The organism is Carnobacterium sp. ISL-102 (genome assembly GCF_018612935.1).
In the GTDB taxonomy this organism is placed as follows: Bacteria; Bacillota; Bacilli; order Lactobacillales; family Carnobacteriaceae; genus Carnobacterium_B; species Carnobacterium_B alterfunditum.
In genome coordinates this window covers 1-19,734 of sequence record NZ_JAGGRF010000016.1, presented here as the reverse complement: position 1 = coordinate 19,734, position 19,734 = coordinate 1, and the positions used below count along the sequence as shown (strand labels likewise).

At 35.9% G+C, this 19,734-nt stretch carries 17 protein-coding genes; 11 read left to right on the top strand and 6 right to left on the bottom strand.

The window, feature by feature from the left end; translation table 11 throughout:
• Positions 1-225 precede the first annotated feature (225 nt).
• The gene (locus J7E16_RS07665; RefSeq protein ID WP_214890582.1) at positions 226-849 is read left to right on the top strand and encodes an NAD(P)H-dependent oxidoreductase; all 624 of its coding nucleotides are present in this window, start codon (positions 226-228) and stop codon (positions 847-849) included.
• A gap of 58 nt (positions 850-907) precedes the next feature.
• Here the strand turns inward: J7E16_RS07665 and J7E16_RS07660 are convergent, their stop codons facing one another.
• Both J7E16_RS07660 and J7E16_RS07655 read right to left on the bottom strand, forming a co-directional pair.
• Entirely contained in the window at positions 908-2,113 is a 1,206-nt protein-coding gene (locus J7E16_RS07660) for an AI-2E family transporter (RefSeq protein WP_214890579.1), read from the bottom strand.
• A gap of 33 nt (positions 2,114-2,146) precedes the next feature.
• Positions 2,147-2,506, bottom strand: a complete 360-nt coding sequence (locus tag J7E16_RS07655; RefSeq protein ID WP_214890577.1) for a PTS glucitol/sorbitol transporter subunit IIA — start codon at positions 2,504-2,506, stop codon at positions 2,147-2,149.
• A 218-nt stretch (positions 2,507-2,724) separates the two neighbouring features.
• On the opposite strand from J7E16_RS07655, the gene J7E16_RS07650 reads away from it, so the two are divergent.
• From J7E16_RS07650 to J7E16_RS07630, 5 genes are all read left to right on the top strand, one after another.
• Positions 2,725-4,830 carry a CDP-glycerol glycerophosphotransferase family protein gene (locus J7E16_RS07650; RefSeq protein ID WP_214890574.1) on the top strand — a complete coding sequence of 702 codons (2,106 nt, stop codon included), beginning with the start codon at positions 2,725-2,727 and terminating at the stop codon, positions 4,828-4,830.
• 77 nt (positions 4,831-4,907) lie between these two features.
• Positions 4,908-5,963 carry a lactonase family protein gene (locus J7E16_RS07645; protein WP_214890571.1) on the top strand — a complete coding sequence of 352 codons (1,056 nt, stop codon included), beginning with the start codon at positions 4,908-4,910 and terminating at the stop codon, positions 5,961-5,963.
• A 223-nt stretch (positions 5,964-6,186) separates the two neighbouring features.
• Positions 6,187-7,089 carry a VOC family protein gene (locus J7E16_RS11585; protein ID WP_214890568.1) on the top strand — a complete coding sequence of 301 codons (903 nt, stop codon included), beginning with the start codon at positions 6,187-6,189 and terminating at the stop codon, positions 7,087-7,089.
• Position 7,090: 1 nt separating this feature from the next.
• The gene (locus J7E16_RS07635) at positions 7,091-8,080 is read left to right on the top strand and encodes a ring-cleaving dioxygenase (protein WP_214890565.1); all 990 of its coding nucleotides are present in this window, start codon (positions 7,091-7,093) and stop codon (positions 8,078-8,080) included.
• A 62-nt stretch (positions 8,081-8,142) separates the two neighbouring features.
• Positions 8,143-8,763: a flavin reductase family protein gene (locus tag J7E16_RS07630; protein WP_214890562.1), complete on the top strand. Its 621-nt coding sequence runs from the start codon at positions 8,143-8,145 to the stop codon at positions 8,761-8,763.
• A 198-nt stretch (positions 8,764-8,961) separates the two neighbouring features.
• Here J7E16_RS07630 and J7E16_RS07625 read toward each other — a convergent pair whose 3' ends face one another.
• Positions 8,962-9,462, bottom strand: coding sequence for a PTS sugar transporter subunit IIA (locus J7E16_RS07625; RefSeq protein WP_214890674.1), 501 nt, complete (start codon positions 9,460-9,462; stop codon positions 8,962-8,964).
• Positions 9,463-9,601: 139 nt separating this feature from the next.
• Positions 9,602-11,773 (bottom strand): glycoside hydrolase family 3 N-terminal domain-containing protein, encoded by a 2,172-nt coding sequence (locus J7E16_RS07620; RefSeq protein ID WP_214890560.1) that lies wholly within the window; start codon positions 11,771-11,773, stop codon positions 9,602-9,604.
• A gap of 190 nt (positions 11,774-11,963) precedes the next feature.
• Between J7E16_RS07620 and J7E16_RS07615 the strand changes: the two genes are divergently transcribed.
• Positions 11,964-12,947 (top strand): YeiH family protein, encoded by a 984-nt coding sequence (locus J7E16_RS07615; RefSeq protein WP_214890558.1) that lies wholly within the window; start codon positions 11,964-11,966, stop codon positions 12,945-12,947.
• 150 nt (positions 12,948-13,097) lie between these two features.
• Positions 13,098-13,922 carry an undecaprenyl-diphosphate phosphatase gene (locus J7E16_RS07610; protein ID WP_034545819.1) on the top strand — a complete coding sequence of 275 codons (825 nt, stop codon included), beginning with the start codon at positions 13,098-13,100 and terminating at the stop codon, positions 13,920-13,922.
• Between the two features lie 274 nt (positions 13,923-14,196).
• Here the strand turns inward: J7E16_RS07610 and J7E16_RS07605 are convergent, their stop codons facing one another.
• Positions 14,197-15,549: an aspartate kinase gene (locus tag J7E16_RS07605; RefSeq protein WP_214890556.1), complete on the bottom strand. Its 1,353-nt coding sequence runs from the start codon at positions 15,547-15,549 to the stop codon at positions 14,197-14,199.
• A 321-nt stretch (positions 15,550-15,870) separates the two neighbouring features.
• On the opposite strand from J7E16_RS07605, the gene J7E16_RS07600 reads away from it, so the two are divergent.
• Both J7E16_RS07600 and J7E16_RS07595 read left to right on the top strand, forming a co-directional pair.
• Complete coding sequence (locus J7E16_RS07600; protein ID WP_214890554.1) at positions 15,871-16,242, top strand: DUF4828 domain-containing protein; 372 nt, start codon at positions 15,871-15,873, stop codon at positions 16,240-16,242.
• A gap of 142 nt (positions 16,243-16,384) precedes the next feature.
• Positions 16,385-16,741: a hypothetical protein gene (locus J7E16_RS07595; protein ID WP_214890552.1), complete on the top strand. Its 357-nt coding sequence runs from the start codon at positions 16,385-16,387 to the stop codon at positions 16,739-16,741.
• A 106-nt stretch (positions 16,742-16,847) separates the two neighbouring features.
• On the opposite strand, the gene J7E16_RS07590 is transcribed toward J7E16_RS07595, so the two are convergent.
• A complete protein-coding gene (locus J7E16_RS07590; RefSeq protein ID WP_214890550.1) occupies positions 16,848-18,521 on the bottom strand; it encodes a peptide ABC transporter substrate-binding protein in 1,674 nt (557 codons plus the stop codon).
• Positions 18,522-18,719: 198 nt separating this feature from the next.
• Here J7E16_RS07590 and J7E16_RS07585 point away from each other — a divergent pair, with 198 nt between their 5' ends.
• Positions 18,720-19,349 carry a DsbA family oxidoreductase gene (locus J7E16_RS07585; protein WP_214890548.1) on the top strand — a complete coding sequence of 210 codons (630 nt, stop codon included), beginning with the start codon at positions 18,720-18,722 and terminating at the stop codon, positions 19,347-19,349.
• Positions 19,350-19,734 lie beyond the last annotated feature (385 nt).

Sequence of the window (19,734 nt, the reverse complement as noted above, 5' to 3'; positions counted from 1 at the left end):
GCATATCCGTTTATATTTTTTTGATAACGCTTCTTTTACCTTTTAATAAGTTAAATAAGTTTAATTTCATTATATCCTGTTCTTTTTCAAATATCAGCTCTTTGCATCTAGACCTTCTCTTTTAATAACATTTTGTTACTTGCTGTTTAAGATCAACTTTAGTAGAATACTAAAGAGATGATAAAGAAAAGGCTCTCAAAAAAAAGTGAAAGAAGGAGTTTATTTATGCCAAAACTATTAGTTGTTCGTGCTCATCCACTAGATAGCAAGACTTCTCGTTCGATGCAAGTAACTGATGCTTTCGTAAAATCATATATTGAAAATCACCCTACAGATAGTATTGAAGATATCAATTTATATGATTTAGCAATCCCCGATATTGATCGTGATTTATTGCAAGCTTGGTCAGAACTTAGTAGTGGAACTGCTTTTGATGAATTATCTGAAGCTAAACAACAAAAACTTACATTATTTAATGGATACACAAATGGCTTTTTGAATGCTGATAAAATTATTATTGCTAATCCTTTATGGAATTTAAATGTTCCTACTCGTTTAAAAGCATGGGTCGATACAGTCACCGTTGCTGGAAAAACATTTAAATACAACGAAAAAGGTGAATCAATTGGACTTGCTGGAGATAAGAAAGTTCTTCACATTCAAGCAAACGGCGGAGTTTATGGTGGAAAAGACCCTGCTAATCAATATTTAAAAACTATTTTAACCTATATCGGTGTCACTGATTTCCAAGAATTATTTGTTGAAGGTATGGATCATACACCTGATAAAGCAGCAGATATTATGGCTGTGGGAATCGAAAAAGCGACTGCCTTAGGAAAAACATTTTAATACTAAAAAAAGCCAGCACCCGGTTTAAATCCGGTACTGACTTTTTTTTAGTATTAAATTAGTCTTCCAATTTTTTATTTTCAGCTATGACTGGCGAAGGAGCAGGATTTTCATCACTCTCATATAAACCAGTATGTGTTTTATACCATCTGAAAAAGTGGCTAACAATGACTTTCATGATAGCATATCCGGGAATACCCAGAATAACGCCTGGAATCCCGAAGATTTTCCCAGCAGATAGTAAGACCGTGATGATCGTCAAAGGATGCACTTCTAAATTGTTTCCTAAAATTTGTGGCTGAATGAATCTTCCTTCAATCGTTTGTTCGATAGCGAATACGATCAGCACTTTGATCAGCATACTTGGAGAATCCACCAAGGCAAACACAACGGCTGGAATCGTAGCAAAAAATGAACCCAGGTAAGGAATTAAATTTAAGAAACCTGCCAGCACACCTAGTGTTACGGCGTATTCTAATCCGATGACTCCAAATCCTATCCAAAACATTAGTCCAACAAAAAAAGCTACCATTAATTGACCACGTATATATTGGCTTATTTGTGAATTGATTTCGCTCAACAACTGATAAGTTACAACTCTCATTTTTGAAGGCACCATTTTCATCAAATGATACGGGAGATTTTTACCGTCTTTTAATAAGTAAAAAAGAATAAATGGCATGGTAACGATCGCAATCACAATATTTGTCACTGCACCAACGACACTTCCAATACTAGCAAAAGTTGAATTTAAAACACCGTCTGCTTGTTCTGAAACATTGGATAATAAATTAGTGTTAAAATCAGACAATTGTGATTGAAACTCAGAAATTACATCATTCCTTAATAAACTATCTATTTGAAAAACAATATTTTCTAAATAAATAGGCCAATTTTCAATAATACTGCTTGTTTGCTCTTGAATGATTGGGATCAATATGGCGATGCCCCAAATAATCAAGGCTCCAATAACAATAAAAATCCAAGCGATTCCTAGTAAACGTGGGATTTTCTTTCGCTCCATCCAATCAACTAATGGATTAACCAAGTAATACAAGATCCCGGCAAAAATAACTGGTAAACCAATAATGCTTAAAAAATCTCCTATTGGTGAAAACAAGTAAGCAATTTTTGAAAATACTAGTAAATTCAGGAAAATCAAGAGTGAAATCAATAAAATAGAAACAACTTTATTGTCCAAAATCCATTTCCAAAACCAGGTCACTTTCTCTCTGGTTTTTCCTTTTAGTTTTTCTTCACCCATACCTTCACCCCTCTGATCCTATAAAATCTACCATCAATCGTCGTAGCTTATTTTAGTACCGACTACTACTTCTGGCAACTCATGTGGCGACAAATAGATGCTGCTCTCAATTTGATCATCTTCTATAACTTCTGAAAAAGACAGTGTGGCATGACCAATTGTATTTAAGTTTTCATTCACTAAACTTCCAACTGTTTTGATCGTGTATACTTCTTCATCAAAAGAAATCGTATGACCCGGTTCTAATTTTATATTTCCTGCCTCTTTTTCGAAAGATTGAATAATGGCCACAGTACGAATATCCTTTGTAGCTTTTTCTCCAAATAAAATAATCATAGGATCTTTTTTTCTAATAGCATCTTCTCCGACTGCCGTTACTGTTCCAATCAACATAATACTCATTCCTTTCTTATTTCAAATTCCTTTACTCTTATTTATTTTACCATATACTTCCTTTTAAAGGGTATTAAATGCTAGCTTACATCAGCTATCTATTTGAACTCAAAAAAAGCTGACTATTCCTTTAAAAAAACACTCATACTGTTTGCTACCTGTTGGATAGACTGGTATGATAAATTGAGATAAACTATCCAATAATGGAGGTGAATTTTATGGATTCTACTAGCAATGAGCAACTTTTAAAAATAGACCAAGCTGAAAAACAAATCAAAAAACTTCGTCATCCTTCATTTATCTTAAAGAAACAAGAGGATGATTTACTTATAACTGTAACTCTAACAAAAGATTTTCCAACTGAATTCAAAGAATTTTTCATTTTACATAGAGAAACTGGAGAAAAGTATCCGTTTAAAGCAATTGATGCTAATGGAGAGTATTCGTTCTCAGTTGATATACGTTCGTTTATTAAAAAGCATGTTCCTACAGATCCAAAGGAACATTTCGAATTTCATTTTACTCTTCGTTATTTAATAGATGGTCAAGAAATTGAAAAAGATGAACCTTTGTCGCTTAATCGTTTTAATCATTATGAATCATACGGTTTGACAGAAGTTCAAGACAGTGACCATCACCTATATCCTTATTTCAGCAGAACGTCTCAAGGATTTTGTTTTACGGTCAATATCCCCGTGAGAAGTGTCCGCTATATTCAGGATTCAAAAATAGATTCAATTAATTTAAAAAAACACATCTTAACTCTTGCAGGTACACTTGTTACAAAAGCCATTCAAATCAATCGAATCGATACCATTATGGTTGGGAGAAAATTTGGCCATCGTCAAATCATTCATTCAGATCATCAATTGACCGATGCAGAAGATAGAACGCATTTAAATTATTATGACTACCAAATTAATTTAGACTTAGCTGAATGTGCACGTGAACTTTTTTCCAGCAATTCCAATGATGAAGATTTCGATTTATACTTTGAATTGTACCTAAACGGGTTTTTTGATCCTACTATTATTCACGTCTCTAATCCCAATAATGCAAATGCAAAGAGTCATTACCATCACTTTTCTTACTCTTATGGGAAAAGAACCCTGCTGTTAGCACCTAATTTTACCGGTCAATCAAATGATTTCATTCTTTCGGTAACGAATTTTGAAAAGGAAACATTTGAATATATGAAAGAGCTCTTTCTTGTTGCTCCAATTTTGCGGCCCATTTACAGCAAACGAGAAATCTGGGTCATTGGCGAAACACCTATGGAAGCTAAAAATAATAGTTGGGCTTTTTTCCGCTATGTGAGACAATACCATCCAGAAAAAGAGATCTACTATGTCATTGATCGAAAGTCACCTGATTATGCTAAAGCAGCTGACCTAGACGAAGATCATCTTTTGATTTTCAAATCAAAAAAATACATTTGGACATTGTTGATGGCTCAATTGCTGATCACAACGGAAAAACCTTATACTATCATGCCAACACGAAACCCTCTGTGGCTAGCTGAATTAGCTGCTAAAAAGGTTGTTTTACTACAGAATGTTCTGGGATCACAAAATATGAAAACGATGTTAGAATACAACACTAAGCTTTTCAAAGCGGATCTAATGTTTGTTAGCTCTAAAACAGAAAAACGTTATGCGATTGAAACCTTAAACTTTCCAGAAGCTAAACTTTCCATTACAGGTTTGCCGCGTTTTGATGAACTTTTAAAAGATGGACCCGATTCAGCTATGAAGCAACAATTACTGATTTTCCCAATGGAACACGAGTCTGGTTTACATTATCAATCTGATACTATTGATCAAATGGCTTTGTCTTTTATTTCGTTGCTGAAAAACCCAGCATTTTCAGATTTTGTTCAGCAATACCAACTTGAGGTCGTAACTGCTCTACCCTCTTCGATGATTCATTATATTGAAGCCTTTACTGATACAAATTGTACGTTAGTCCTTCAAAGTCAAGAAGACATCCAACAATTGATTAAAAATAGCAAAGTTTTGATAACGGATGCCGATCCAATTGCTTTTGATTTTAGTTTTCTTTTAAAACCGGTTTTATTTTATCAGCCAGAAATTAGAAATCTTCCCTTAGAAGAACTGTTTAATTCCAACTTTACTTATTTAAATGAATTGCCAGGTGAAGTAACAACTTCTGAAGAAAATCTACTTCACTTGCTACAACAAATAGGCATAAATCAATTTAAAATCACTCGTAAGAATCAGCAAAAAGCAGATGCACTGCTTTATTATCATGATACACAATCCAATCAACGAATCTATGAAGCTATTTCAGACCTTCTTCATTGATTTTAAAAAGTGTCTTTCATTAAGCGATGCTATACTTTAAAATGAAACCTGTTACACCATACTAAGGAGGCTTTACAATGAAAGAAACGATGTATTTAGGAACGTATACTAGAGGAAACAGCGAAGGTATCTATGAAATTGTATTAGACACCAAAACCAAACGATTAGAAGAAGCCAAGCTAGTAGCAAAAATTGGTAATCCTACTTATCTTGCATTATCAAATGGAAAAGATATCCTTTACGCTGTAAGTAAAACAGAATCAGGCGGCGGACTTGCCGCTTTCAAGAAAAAACCGGCAACTACTTATAAAAATACAACGACCTTTTTTGAAAAAACAAGCGAATTGATTGTAGAGAATGCTGCACCACCTTGCTACGTTGCCTATGATGCAGACCGCTCACTTGTCTACACAACCAGTTATCATGATGGGTTTGTCTCTGTCTATAAAACAGACAGCAAAGGAAACCTAACTTTAACAGATGTTAAGCAGCATGTAGGTTCAAGTGTTCATGAAAACCAAACAAAACCTCATGCACATTACCTTGATCTGACACCGGATCGTCATTACGTGGTTGCTTGTGATCTAGGGACAGACACCATTTATACTTACAAGGTTTCTGAAGATGGAAAACTAGATCTAGCTGTTACTTATAAAGCTAATCCAGGTACCGGTCCTCGTCATTTAGTTTTCCATCCAAATGGTAAGTTTGCTTACCTTGTTGGAGAATTATCTAGCGAAATTATCGTGTTAGCCTACAATGCTGCTGAGGGTTCATTTGAAACAATCCAAGCTGTTTCTTCCATTCCAGAGAGTCATACTGCTTTTAATAGCGGGTCGGCCGTGCGCATCACTGAAGATGGAAAGTTCTTATACTCATCTAATCGCGGTCACAACTCGATTGCTGTGTATGCTATCAATGAATCAGGAAATTCACTTGAACGCATTCAACTAATTGCTTCTGAAGGGAATACTCCTCGTGACTTTGCACTAGACCCTACTGAACAATTTACAATAGTTGGTCATCAAGATTCAGATAAACTGACTTTATTTGAGAGAGATGCTGAAACAGGACTTTTGTCTTTGCTTCAAAAAGATGTTTACGCTCCCGAGTGTGTTTGCGTTACTTTCTAATAAATTTTGGATAAGTAATTGGATTAAACCCGTCAACACTAAAATTGATAGACTCAAAACTAATACAGACTTGATATCAGGTTTGTATTAGTTTTTTTATTTTACTTCAAATTAAGTTATCTCTAATTAAACTTATTTATTGTAAGCTTTTCAATGTTGTGTTATAGTCTATTTAAAGCTTCTCATTCAGCAATAATCATTTGTCGAAAGGAGGATTTCTCAAGTGATCAAAAATGTTCATCATATTTCGGCTTTCACCAAGTCTGCTAAAGATAATCATTTTTTTTATACGACTATTCTTAGTTTGCGTTTCGTTAAAAATTCTGTCAATCAAGAAAACACGGCTATTCGTCATCTTTTCTATGGCGACTATCAAGGAAATCCTGGAACTCTGCTGACTTTCTTTGAATTAAAAACTGTCGGTCGTGCCTATAATGAAAATAATTATTTTTCAACTGTCACACTAAAAATCCCCAAAAGTACTTTACCTTATTGGAAAGCTCGTTTAGCCCACTTTTCGATTCAAACGACATTGGATAAGGAGCAACATCGTTTGTCTTTTAAAGATTCGGATCAATTTGATCTGGCATTGATAGAAGTTGATGATGTGATCCCTGCTGCAAATGCGACTAAACATTCAGACATCCCAGCTGCGAACCAAATTATTGGTATCTTTGATATTTCACTTAAAGTTGAACGACCGGATGAAACAGTCTCCTTTTTGACTGAATTTTTAGACCTGCCGTTGACCAGTCGAACGTATCAAGTCCAAGACACTCAGCAAGGTGTCTTTACAACCATTGATTTTAGCCGAAAAACACCTTTATCTCGGATGGGCAGAGGATCCATTGATCATATTGCATATACTGTTGCATCAACTGATGAGCTTGAACGTTTGTATCAAAAGGCTTTACAATTACAGCTGCCAATCGATCAATATATTGAAAGAGGCTACTTTAAAAGTTTATATGTGAGAGAACCAAATGGGTTAAGAATCGAGATAGCCACAGCAACACCTGGTTTTACGCTAGATGAATCAATTGAAGAATTAGGAAACACACTTGCACTACCAGACTTTCTAGAAAATAAACGAGCAGCAATCGAAGCTCAATTGGAGGATTTTTAAAATGAACGGATTAAAAGGGATACATCACGTAACGGCTATCACAAGTAGCGCAGAAAAAATTTATGACTTCTTTACAACTGTTTTGAGTCTTCGCTTAGTTAAGAAAACGGTGAATCAAGATGATATCCAAACCTATCACCTTTTCTTTGCAGATGATAAAGGCAGTGCTGGAACAGATATGACTTTCTTTGATTTTCCTGGTATCCCAAAAGGGTCAAAAGGTACAAATGATATCTCTAAAACATCCTTCCGCGTACCAAACGATGCTGCTTTAACATACTGGGTAAAACGATTTGATAAATACAATGTATCCCATAAAGAAATTACAGAACAATTTGGCGTTAAGGTTTTGGCTTTCCATGATTTTGATGATCAACAGTATCAATTGATCTCGGATGAACACAATACTGGAGTAGCTTCTGGTACCCCTTGGCATAAAGGTCCCGTTCCAGATGAATTCGCTATTACCGGTCTAGGCCCTATCTTTTTACGCGTTAAAAACTTTGATTCTATGAAAGAAATATTGGAAAAAGTCCTCTTGTTTAAAGAAATCGCTAAAGAAAATCAGGTTCATCAATTTGAAGTTGGCGAAGGTGGAAATGGCGCGCAAGTGATAGTCGAACATAGTGAACTGCTCCCTGATGCTCAACAAGGATACGGAAATGTTCATCATGTTGCCTTCCGCGTAGAAAATCGCGCTGTCCTAGAAGAATGGATCCAACGAATGGATCAATTTGGTTTGCCAAATTCTGGTTATGTAGATCGTTTTTATTTTGAATCTCTTTATGCCCGTGTTTCTCCAGGTATCCTATTTGAATTTGCAACGGATGGTCCTGGTTTTATTGATGATGAAGAGAACTACGAAATATTAGGGGAAACATTAGCCTTACCACCGAAATTTAGAGATCAACGTGCTGAGATTGAAAAATTGGTTCGTCCGATTGATACTGTTCGTAGTACTAAATTAATTGAAAAAGAGTATTTGGACTAAAATAGAGCTGTAGATTACTTTGTGACTTATGTTTAAAATCAAACTTTAGGAAGTGGCCAATCATGTTTCACTATAAAGCAGAACAATTAAATAAAAAACAACAATACAAATTTGTCAGCGGGAGCGTGATCCCACGTCCAATCGCATGGGTAACCTCATTATCAAAAGATGGTTCAGTAGTAAATGCGGCTCCTTTCAGCTTTTTCAGTGCTGCCTCAAATGAACTGCCTTTGCTGACTGTTGCTATTTTGAGAAAGGATGGCATGATCAAAGATACAGCTCGCAACATCCTTGACCAAAAAGAAGCGGTCATTCATATCGTCGATCAAGCTGTGGTTGAAGAAATGAATCAGACTTCTGCTCCTTTACCTCCTGATCAAAGCGAACTTGATCAAACGCAGTTGACATTGGTAGACAGCCTCAGCGTAAAGGTTCCTTCTATTGCAGAAGCTAAAATTCGTTTTGAGGGTGTCCTCCATCAATATGTACCGATTAAAGATGAAAACGATAAGATCGTAACGGATTTCTTTTTCATTCGTGTAACGGATTTCTTTTTTGATGAAACGATTTTTGATCAAGAAAAAGAATACATTTTAACGGATAAATTAAACCCTGTTGCACGACTTGCAGGTAATCAATACGCTACATTAGATGAAGAATTCATGATCGTTCGTCCTAGTTAAATTAAAAAGAGCCGCTCAAGAATAATTCTTGAACGGCTCTTTTATATATTGTTTTAAAACAATATATCGATTAGTTAGTTTTGTACCAAACTATTTAAGCTATACAAATACACCCCAAAAGCTAGATTTTACTCTAGCTTTTGGGGTGTATGTCAAAAACAGCTTCAATTCTCTAAATCTTTATTATAAGTACGTTTATTATTTTGCTGTAATAGTTCCAATCTCTGATGAAGCAGAAGCTTGTCCTTTGCCGCTTAAAGAGAAATCAGCCACTTTATCCATGTTTGTAAATACGACTACCATAGCGTTGTTTTTCCCAGCAGCTTCAAGAGCAGCTAGGTCAACTGTAGAAACAAGTGTTTCAGGTGTTAATTGATCTCCTTCAACTACAGCGTTAGTGAAAGGTCCACCATTTAATTCAACCGTATCTAGTCCCATGTGCAATAAAACTTCTACTCCATTTGGAAGTTCTATTCCAATTGCATGTTTAGTTGGGAAAACACTGACAACTTTACCAGTTACTGGAGAATAAATCTTTCCATCTGTTGGAATGACTGCATATCCGTCCCCCATCATTTTTTGTGAAAAGACTGGATCTGCTACTTCTTCAATCGAAATAACGGTTCCATTTGCAGGTGAAAATAATTTTACCTCAGTATTTGCTTCTATTTTGTTTCCTTTTTTCAAAAAATCAAACATTCCCATTTCAATTCCTACCTTCTATAGTTTATGGGCTGCTTCTCATTCAATCAACCGCAAGCAGCTTGCCCTTAATGATACCATAAATAACCTCTTAAAGAGAATATAAAAAGCTAGCTGCTTGATCAGCTTTTGTATTTTATTCACTTTTTTTGAAAGTTAAATACACTGTATTTATTTCCAACTCTTCACTATTTGGCCCTATCATTAAATCAAATTCTCCTGATTCAACTGATACTGATAAATCTTGATGTGTATACTCGAAGTTTAGCTTATTTAAATTAAAGGCAACAACAGTTGATTCACTAGGCTCTAGCGAAACTTTTTTAAATTTTTTTAGTTCCTTGATTGGGCGTACTACTTTCCCTACCTTATCCCTGATATACAGTTGGACTACTTCAGTACCTGCTACTTTTCCGTTATTTGTAATCGTCACTTCTATCTTGACTTCATCTTCTTGGTTTGTTGGAGATTTAGTTAAGGTAACTTCCATTGGGCTATACTTGAAATGTGTGTAACTTAAGCCATGACCAAAAGGAAAAAGTGGACTATTATCAACATCCAGATACCTTGAGAGAAACTTATCTTCTTGATTTAGCGCTGTTAAGGGGCGCCCAGTATTGTCCTGGTTATAGTAAAGAGGAACTTGTCCAACCGCTTTTGGAAAAGACATGGTCAATTTACCACTTGGATTTTTTTTACCATACAATAAATTAGCCACCGCCGAACCAGCTTCGGTTCCTGGAAACCAGGCTTCTAGGATACTGTCTACATCTTGGATAATATCCGTTAAATCTAACGGCCTGCCATTAAAAAGTGTCGCTACTATCGGCTTATCTAATGTACGCAGTTTTTTGATCAATTGGATCTGTTCAGACGGTAACTTAATCTTGCTTCTGCTCGCTCCTTCACCGCTCATATAAGAAGATTCGCCAACCACAGCCACAATAATATCAACATCAGTCAGATCTGCCAGCCAGTCTGCTTTTATTTCTTTTTGCGCATCAGCGACTGTTTTCAATACGATCGATTCTTTTGGTATATGCTGCAGGAGACCTTCGTATAACGAAACACTTTCATTTTGTTGTCCTTTCCAAGACCATGCACCTAGCACATCTTTTGCTTGTCCTTTAGGTACGATCAGAGCTACTTTTTGATGGATACTTAAGGGCAAAACTTGTTCTTTATTTTTCAATAAAACCATTGATTCTTCAGCCATTTCCCTGGCTTTTTCTCGATGCTCCTGACTAAACACTATTGCTTTTTCCTCTGCACTATTTGCCCCACGATAGGGATCTTCAAATAAACCTAAATCATTTTTCAAAGTTAAGACTCGCCATACGGCTTCATCTATCAGCGTTTCGCCGATTTCCCCTTCATCGATCAACTCGCTTAAATAATTTAAATAGGCACCTGTCATCATCTCAATGTCTACACCAGCTTCGATCGCTAATTTACCGGCTTCCTTTAAATTCTCGGCGATGCCGTGAGGGATCATTTCACCAACTGCTGCCCAATCAGAAATGAGGACTCCTTCAAAACCAAATTCTTTTCGAAGAATATCGCGCATTAACCGCTTATTCGCTGTAGCAGGAACACCGTCAAGTGAATTAAAAGCGGTCATAACTAATTTACTGCCTTCATCGATCCCCGCTTGGTAAGCTGGCAGATACATGTCTCTTAAGGTTCTTTCAGACAATTCGACTGTGTTGTATTCTCGCCCAGCTACTGGTGCACCATATCCAGCAAAGTGTTTAATACATGCCGCTATACTCAACTTATCGGTCGCCAAATTTTTTCCTTGGTACCCTCTAACAAAAGCACGTGCATATAGTTGATTCAAATAAGGATCTTCACCTGTAGATTCCATTACTCTTCCCCAACGAGCATCGCGTACTAGATCGACCATTGGTGCAAAGGTTACATGTAATCCTGCAACGGCTGCTTCTTTTGCAGCAATTGCGGCACTCTCTTCAATCAAATCAGGATCCCATGCACAAGCCATACCTAACGAGATTGGAAAAATAGTGCGGTACCCATGAATCACATCCGCCATAAATAACAGCGGTATACCTAAGCGACTTTTAGCCAAATGCTCTTTTTGGATCGCTATCAACGTTTGAGCGCCAGAGATCCCAAGAACTGATCCAATTGTAGCCATTTTTTCAGCTGATAGATTCATTTCATGCATCGGACCAGTATTTTCACTGTCCTCTTCTTTATAAAACTCACCCGCTAATTGAACCATTTGACCAATTTTTTCTTCTCTCGTCATGTTGCTCAGCAATTGTTTAAGTTGATTTGAATTCATATAATCCTCCTCATCACATTTCTATTTTTTTCTAATCAAAAATAGTCATTTTTTACTGATTTTGAACAGTTCATCTATTCAACCGCTTTCTTAATGCAACTGTAGCATCATTTTTTTTGTTTCTCAAATGATACCATCTAGAAAATATGCTATAGTTGACCAGTGTTACATAGAAAGGACGATAAAGTAGATGAAAAAAATTAATAAAGGTCTTTTTCTTTCCATTATCATTGCTCTGATTGCCACACTATTAGGAAACTTTTTCCCAATTATTGGCAGTGCTGTATTTGCTATTATTTTAGGGCTCGTCATAAACAACACCCTAAGGATCCCTGCTGATTTTCAGCCAGGTATTAAATTTTCTTCAAAGAAAATTCTACAAGCTTCAATTGTATTGCTTGGATTTAGTTTATCTATCCAAGATATCAAAGCAACCGGGCTATCTTCCTTAAGTGTTACGATCGTCACAATCACGGTTGCTTTTATTAGTGCTTTGTTGATTGGGAAATGGTTAAAAATACCAACAAACACTAAAGTTTTGATTGGTGTCGGAACAGCTATTTGTGGAGGTTCAGCGATTGCTGCCGTTTCACCGATCATTGAGGCGGATGATGATGAAATTGCTTTATCTATTTCAACCATTTTTTTGTTTAATATTGTAGCTGTCTTTCTCTTTCCTTTTTTAGGCCACTTGATGAACTTGTCTGATGCCGGATTTGGATTATGGGCTGGGACAGCGATCAATGATACTTCTTCTGTTGTTGCTGCTGGTTACAGCTATAGTGAAGCAGCTGGGGATCATGCGACGATCGTAAAATTGACCAGAGCAACTTTGATCATTCCAATCTCATTGATCATAGCTGGATTTCAAGTTTATAAAAAAAAGCACCTAGCTGAAAAGGTTTCTTTGAAACAAATTTTCCCTTGGTTTATTTTATGGTTTTTGGCGGCTTCTTTAGTCAGCAGTTCAGGTTTCCTTCCTGAGGCTTTTATAACAGCAGCCAAATGGCTCTCGCGTTTCATGATTGCCATGGCATTAGGCTCGATCGGCTTATCGGCTAACTTAAGAGCCTTATTAAAGACCGGAAAAAACCCAGTTCTGCTTGGTCTGGCTACTTGGTTCTTTGTTGCCATCAGCAGTTTACTTGTCCAGTTCTTCCAAGGACAACTTTGATCTGTTACTAACAAGAATACATCGCTATTTTTTAGCACAATATAAAGAAACCCTTAATATTCGCTAAATACTATAGGATAACTAGTGGAATTTGGGTATACTTAGGTTTGTGCTTTTTAATTTTACGTTTTGATTTGAAAGGAGAACAACATGATTTTTATTGAATTATTAAAGGCTGTATTTTTAGGGGTCGTCGAAGGAATCACCGAATGGCTGCCCATTAGTAGTACTGGACACATGATTTTGGTAGAAGAATTCATCCAATTAAATGCTTCTGCTGAATTTAAAGAAATGTTTTTTGTAGTCATCCAACTAGGTGCTATTTTAGCTGTTGTCTTACTTTATTTTAACAAGTTGAACCCATTTTCACCAAAAAAATCCACTCAAGAGAAGAAAGATACCATGTCGATCTGGTACAAAGTACTTGTTGGGGTTCTTCCAGCAGCTGTTTTAGGCTTACTTTTTGATGACTGGTTGAACGAACATCTATACAATTATTGGACAGTTGCTATTATGTTGATCGTTTACGGAATTTTATTTATTATTATTGAAAATCGTAATAAAGGAAAAGAAAGTTCAATCAATTCGTTTAAGGATTTGACCTATAATACAGCCTTTTTAATCGGGATGTTCCAAGTTCTTTCCTTGATTCCTGGTACTTCTCGTTCAGGAGCAACGATTCTAGGTGCTATTTTGATCGGTACTTCTCGTTTCATTGCTACAGAATATTCTTTCTTCTTATCTATTCCTGTCATGTTTGGCGCAAGTTTCCTTAAGCTGGTTAAATTCGGTTTCGAATTTACGGGAATGGAAGTCGCTATTCTTTTAACTGGTATGCTAGTTGCATTCGTCGTTTCGGTTATCGCGATCAAGTTCTTGATGGGCTACATTAAACATAATGACTTTAAAGCTTTTGGCTGGTACAGAATTATTTTAGGTATCCTTGTGCTCGGTTATTTCGTTCTTTTTGGTTAAAAATATTAGCTGGGACAAGCAACTTATCCTACTAGAAAACTCATTTTCACTTTTGATGATTTATTTCATCAAAAGTGGGGATGAGTTTTTTAATTGACTAGTTTATCAGCTGCTCTCCCGTGAAAGCAACTCAAAAAAAATCTTACTCTTCCATTGTATGAATGGAAAAGTAAGACTAGAAACTAGTATACGGTTAAGAATCATCCGAAATTTTTTGATATCGAAACGACTATATTAGAATGGAGTTGAACGAAGAAATTTTTTCGCTGTATTCTCACTTTATAAAAAACGCTTCATATAAGGCTTTCACTGCCAGATCTTCATATTTTGCTTGGATCCCAAATATAACACTAACTTCTGAAGCCCCTTGGTTGATCATGTCAATATTGATATGATTTTCAGAAAGAGCTGTTGCTGCTTTAGACATCGTGTACATTTTCTCACGCATGCCCTCCCCGACGATCATGATCAACGCAATATTATGTTCAACAGTCACGCTGTCTGCACACAACTCTTCTTTTAATTGAATCAACAATGAGTGTTCTTCTTCGGTCGTCATTTGATTCGTCTGTAAAATAATCGTTAAGTTATCGATTCCTGAGGGCATATGTTCATAACTGATTCCTCTTGCCTCCAGTATCTCCAATACTTTGCGTCCAAAACCGATCTCACGGTTCATTAAATACTTATCAATATAAATACTGCTAAAGCCGCTTGAACTGGCAATACCGATCACGCCTTGTTCAGTCAATTGGCGTTCTTTCATGATGCGGGTCCCCGGAGCAGATGGATTATTTGTATTTTTGATTTGAACTGGAATCCCTGATTTAAATGCCGGCTGTAAAGCTTCATCATGTAAGACTGAAAAACCACCATATGAAAGCTCACGTATTTCACGGTAAGTCAGTTCTTTGATGCCAATAGGATTTTCAACTACATGAGGGTTAGCCGCAAATATGGCATCTACATCTGTGAAATTTTCATATAGATCTGCTTGGATCCCATTTGCCAAAATAGCGCCAGTGATATCTGAACCACCTCTTGAGAAAGTACACACTTTCCCATCTTTTGTATACCCAAAAAAACCAGGAAAAATGATAACTTCTTCGCTATCGCGTAATTTAGCTAACTGCTCATAACTCTCAGGTAAAACTTGAGCATTTCCTGGTTCATTGGTTACCATCAATCCAGCTTCTTTAGGATCCATATACCGAGCTGGTACACCTTCTTGGTTAAAATAAGCAGCTACTAACTTTGCATTATTATCTTCTCCACTTGCTTTAAATGCATCTAAATAATAATTGGGTTCATTTTTATTGCCTTTGACTAAGGAATCTAAGTTGCTTCTTATCTCATCGATGATTTCTGTTCCTAAACCTAATTCCTCTGCAATATTTTGGTATCGGTCAATGATTTTTTCTAGTACGGCACTAAAGTCATGGCCGACAAGAGCTTTCATACCAAAACCAATCAACAAATCTGTCACTTTTTCGTCCTCCGCTGAACGCTTACCAGGAGCTGATACTACAACTATTTTGCGTGCCACATCTTCTTTTACAAGTTGGACAACTTTTTTCAACTGACTTCCTGAAGCTAAGGAGCTTCCACCAAATTTAATCACGTTCATCAGAGTAACACCCTTTATCATTTTTATTTGATTTCATTTTATATCTATACTATTTGAGAAATTGACGTATTCCTATATTTTGGACTGTTTTTTATTGAGAATCAAGTCTTTCTGTTTATTTAAGTAAAAATGCAGCAAAATTTCGTTTATTTTATCTAATTTTTTTTTAGTAATCTATTTAACATCATTTTGACATCAAAATAATACTTTAGTCCCTATTTAATTCATTAAAATAGGCTTATAATATAGTTGTTATCGTTTTTACAATTCTTAACTATTATACCGCACTTATTCTATTACTTATTATGGGAGAAATCAAATATGAAAATGTATAAATATATCCACTATCTTTTAGGATTTTCCGTTATTGCTCAGTTACTGGGAAAATCTGTTTCAAATAGAAAAAAGTGTTTAGCTAAAAAAAATTCTCTTCAGCAACCTATATCCTCTTTTGTTGGAACTTGGAGCAGTCAAGAACATAAAACACGCTGGCTTTTAAAAATAACACAAGACGGCGATCTTCACATTAATAATCATCTTATTAAAGGAAGCCTCACATCTATTTCAGATCAGCAGCTAGTCTTCACTGATCACTACGGGTATAAATTGATTGCTAAACGCCATGAAAACAATACATTGTTATTTTATGACGAGGCCGATGAAAAGAACTATTTATTTGTTTTATCAGAGTAAAATCGATCCATGATTTCAACCTCATGGATTGGTTTTACTTTTTCTATTCTCTTAGTATTTGCTATTGAAAAAAAATCCTGTAGACGTTATGGTATACTCAGTAGTCAAATTATTTTCCACTGTCTAGAAAGGAGTACTGCACTTGTTTCAATACCTTCTAATCGGGTTGGTCGTCTTTTATGTGATGGGTAATTTATTGGCTTTACGTCATTTTGGTGCCTATGATTTTGAAAGTCAATTTGTCCGTATCTTTCTTGTAAATGATCGAAGGATCATAAAAAATATCAAAGAAAAGCCGACTGTTCCATTAATAAAAAAATTAAAACAAATCTTTAGCCTTCAACTGATTGCAAAGATTTTGATTTATTCTCTATTTGTTCATTTTTATCTTGGAAATAATACATCTGTGAGTGTTTTTGTATTAGCATCTTTATTCGTCTGTAATATTCTTTTTGACCTCCATACGAATAGAATCGTTAATGCAGCAAATAAACTTTAAATAAATTTAAAACAAGGAAAGAGCTCTAAAACGAGGATGTAAATCTTCGTTCAGAGCTCTTTCTTATTTTGTCCTGCCTATTGTTTCACCAAGAGCTGTATAGTTCTTATTCAGCTTCGATGTAAGCATCTTTGTAGCTATATTTAGCTCCAACTTGGTAGTTGTAGATATCTTTAACATTTTCTTTTTGCAATGTTGCTGCAGCTCTTTGGTATAGAGGAGCTACGCCAGCTTCATCTAGCAAGATTTTTTCAGCATCAAGCAAGTTTGTCCAACGTGCTTCAACATCTGTTGCATTTTCACCTTTTGATAGAGCAATTAATTCATCAAATTCTTTATTGCTGTAGCTAGAACGGTTATATGGACTTTCAGTCGTCATTAGGTCAATGAAGTTTACTGGATCAGCAAAGTCTGCACCCCATCCGCCTAAAGCTAGATCGTAATCTTGATTTGTTTGTAATTCCAAACGAGCTTTAAATGGAACATTTTTCAATGTGATCTCCACACCAGGTAAATTAGTTTCAATCTGGTCCTTCATGTAAGCTCCAACTTTTTTATTTGTCTCATCATCATCACCAAGTAATTCTAATGTTACAGTATCTGTTCCTAATTCAGATTTAGCTGCTTCCCAATATTCGTTAGCTGCCTCTGCATCAAAAGATAGGTAATCGCCTGACTCTGCACGGAAATCATCTCCAGTTGTTGGATTTGATGCTAATCCAGCGGGAACAAGTCCACCTACTGTTTGAGAACCATTCGCTAAGATTTCGCTGACCAATAATTCATGATCATAAGAAGAAGCAATCGCTTTACGTAAGTTTTCATTAGCTAACGGTGTTTCTTCTTCATCTCTTTCTTGATTCAATTGAAGATAAGAAGTTCTCGCTTCTGTTTCAACAGTGTAATCTGCATTATCTTTATATTGTTTAGCAAATTCACCGGTTAAATTGACCCGATCGATTTGACCAGAATCATATAGATTTAGCGCTGTTGACGTTTCTTTAATAACTTCTACATTGATTTCTTCTAAAGTAACGTTTTCTGCATCCCAATAATCTTTATTCTTTTCGTATGTCCAATTTAAGTTTGTTCCGTCCCAATTACTAAATGTGAATGGTCCGTTAAAAATCATTGTCTCTGCTGAAGTACCATATTTATCTCCTTGTTCTTCTACAAATGCCTCATTTTGAGGGAAGAATGTAGGAAATGCCATTAAAGAAATAAAGTAAGGTACTGGTTTCTCCATTGTAACTTTTAATTCGTAATCACTTACGGCTTCTACGCCTAATGTTTCAGGATCAGCACCATCAGAAATAATTGCTGTCGCATTTTTGATTCCTTCGAATAGATAAGAATAAGAAGCCGCTGTTTCAGGATCAGCTACTCTTTTCCAAGCATATACAAAATCCTTAGCTGTCACAGGGTCTCCATTTGACCAAGTAGTATCTTCACGCAATTTAAATGTGTATTCCAAACCATCTTCACTCACAGTTGCTTCTTCTTGAGCCAAAGCAGGAACTGGCTGACTATCTTTGTCGAGGCGATATAAACCTTCATTTATATTATTAAACACGGTGAAACTTACAGTATCAGTTGCTATTGCAGTGTCCCCTGTAGGTAATTCAGCAATTTCAACTAAATTAAGTACTTGCTCTTCTGCTAAATTTCCTTCACCTGAATTTGAACTACTTGTTTCACTATCTGCTTCATTTCCACAAGCTGCTAATAAACCTGCTGTCAATAATAATGCACCTGATTTCCACCACTTCGTTTTTCCCATGTTAAATCCCCCTGTTTTCTTATCTTATTTTAATCTCTCTCTAATCAAATTAGAACTTGATAATAAATATACACATTTTTATTATTATTTGCAAGTTTTTTTTAAAGTTTTTTCCTCATTAACTAACTTTTATTGACATCTAAACATCTTTACCTTTATGCTTATCATTAGTAAGTATCAATTAAGGAGTGTTGCAGGATGAAAATAGAAGTATGGTCAGATTTTGTTTGCCCGTTTTGTTACATCGGTAAACGTCATTTAGAAGCAGCCCTTAAGGACCGTTCGGATGTAGAAGTTGAGTTTCATAGTTATGAACTAGATCCCTCAGCTCCTGAGCAAGTTGACGGTAAAATGGAAGATTATTTTGCCGAGTATAAAGGAATGAGCGTAGAACAAGCCCAATCTATGATCCAACAAGTTACTCAAATGGCTAATAACGTTGATTTAGATTACGATTACGACGCTATTCAACATGGGAACACCTTAAAACCTCATCGTTTATTTCAATTTGCCAAAGAACAGGGCAAAGGGAATGAATTTATGGAACTAGCTAAGAAAGCCTACTTTATTGAAGGTAAATGGTTAAATGACGATGACTTTTTAGTTCATTTGGCTACCTCTGTTGGTTTAGATGAAACTCGTGTTCGAGACGTGTTGGCTTCTGAGGCTTATTTAGATGCTGTACGTTTGGACCAAGCACAAGCTGCTGAAATTGGCATTCAAGGCGTTCCCTTCTTCGTTATTGATAAGCAATATGGCCTTAGTGGCGCTCAGCCTATTGAAATATTTGAACAGGTATTTGCGGATATCGACGCTAAAAAAATATGATTGCATAAAAAAATGACAGGAATCTTTGCAATAGAGGGTTCCTGTCATTTTTTATAATACTTGCTTGATAGGTAAATAAAGTTACTTAAAAAATAGTGCTGGTGTGGCAAAGAAATTTCTTTTGGAATAAAAGGTTTGCTTGTGGAGAGCCATGGAAGCTTTACATGGCTACAGGCAATCCCTATTCCGTTAGAAATTCCAAGTAGTGCCCCCAACTGATAGTGAGCGTACAAAAAAAGAGAGGGGAAATAACGAGGCTGCTGAAAAAGTCAGATAGAAATATCTGGCTTTTTTGCTATTCATCGAATAGGACAAGCAGTATAATGAAAGAAAAAATGGGGTGACGAGGATGTTACGTAAACAAGTATCACAAAATTCTAGTACG

Bases quoted from the DNA above. Each gene is read 5' to 3' on its own strand.
- J7E16_RS07610 (WP_034545819.1), top strand. From the start codon at position 13,098: ATGATTTTTATTGAATTATTAAAGGCTGTATTTTTAGGGGTCGTCGAA.
- J7E16_RS07650 (WP_214890574.1), top strand. From the start codon at position 2,725: ATGGATTCTACTAGCAATGAGCAACTTTTAAAAATAGACCAAGCTGAA.
- J7E16_RS07630 (WP_214890562.1), top strand. From the start codon at position 8,143: ATGTTTCACTATAAAGCAGAACAATTAAATAAAAAACAACAATACAAA.
- J7E16_RS07655 (WP_214890577.1), bottom strand. From the start codon at position 2,506: ATGTTGATTGGAACAGTAACGGCAGTCGGAGAAGATGCTATTAGAAAA.
- J7E16_RS07590 (WP_214890550.1), bottom strand. From the start codon at position 18,521: ATGGGAAAAACGAAGTGGTGGAAATCAGGTGCATTATTATTGACAGCA.
- J7E16_RS07620 (WP_214890560.1), bottom strand. From the start codon at position 11,773: ATGAATTCAAATCAACTTAAACAATTGCTGAGCAACATGACGAGAGAA.
- J7E16_RS07625 (WP_214890674.1), bottom strand. From the start codon at position 9,462: ATGTTTGATTTTTTGAAAAAAGGAAACAAAATAGAAGCAAATACTGAG.
- J7E16_RS07660 (WP_214890579.1), bottom strand. From the start codon at position 2,113: ATGGGTGAAGAAAAACTAAAAGGAAAAACCAGAGAGAAAGTGACCTGG.
- J7E16_RS07585 (WP_214890548.1), top strand. From the start codon at position 18,720: ATGAAAATAGAAGTATGGTCAGATTTTGTTTGCCCGTTTTGTTACATC.
- J7E16_RS07635 (WP_214890565.1), top strand. From the start codon at position 7,091: ATGAACGGATTAAAAGGGATACATCACGTAACGGCTATCACAAGTAGC.
- J7E16_RS07600 (WP_214890554.1), top strand. From the start codon at position 15,871: ATGAAAATGTATAAATATATCCACTATCTTTTAGGATTTTCCGTTATT.
- J7E16_RS07645 (WP_214890571.1), top strand. From the start codon at position 4,908: ATGAAAGAAACGATGTATTTAGGAACGTATACTAGAGGAAACAGCGAA.
- J7E16_RS07605 (WP_214890556.1), bottom strand. From the start codon at position 15,549: ATGAACGTGATTAAATTTGGTGGAAGCTCCTTAGCTTCAGGAAGTCAG.
- J7E16_RS07615 (WP_214890558.1), top strand. From the start codon at position 11,964: ATGAAAAAAATTAATAAAGGTCTTTTTCTTTCCATTATCATTGCTCTG.
- J7E16_RS07665 (WP_214890582.1), top strand. From the start codon at position 226: ATGCCAAAACTATTAGTTGTTCGTGCTCATCCACTAGATAGCAAGACT.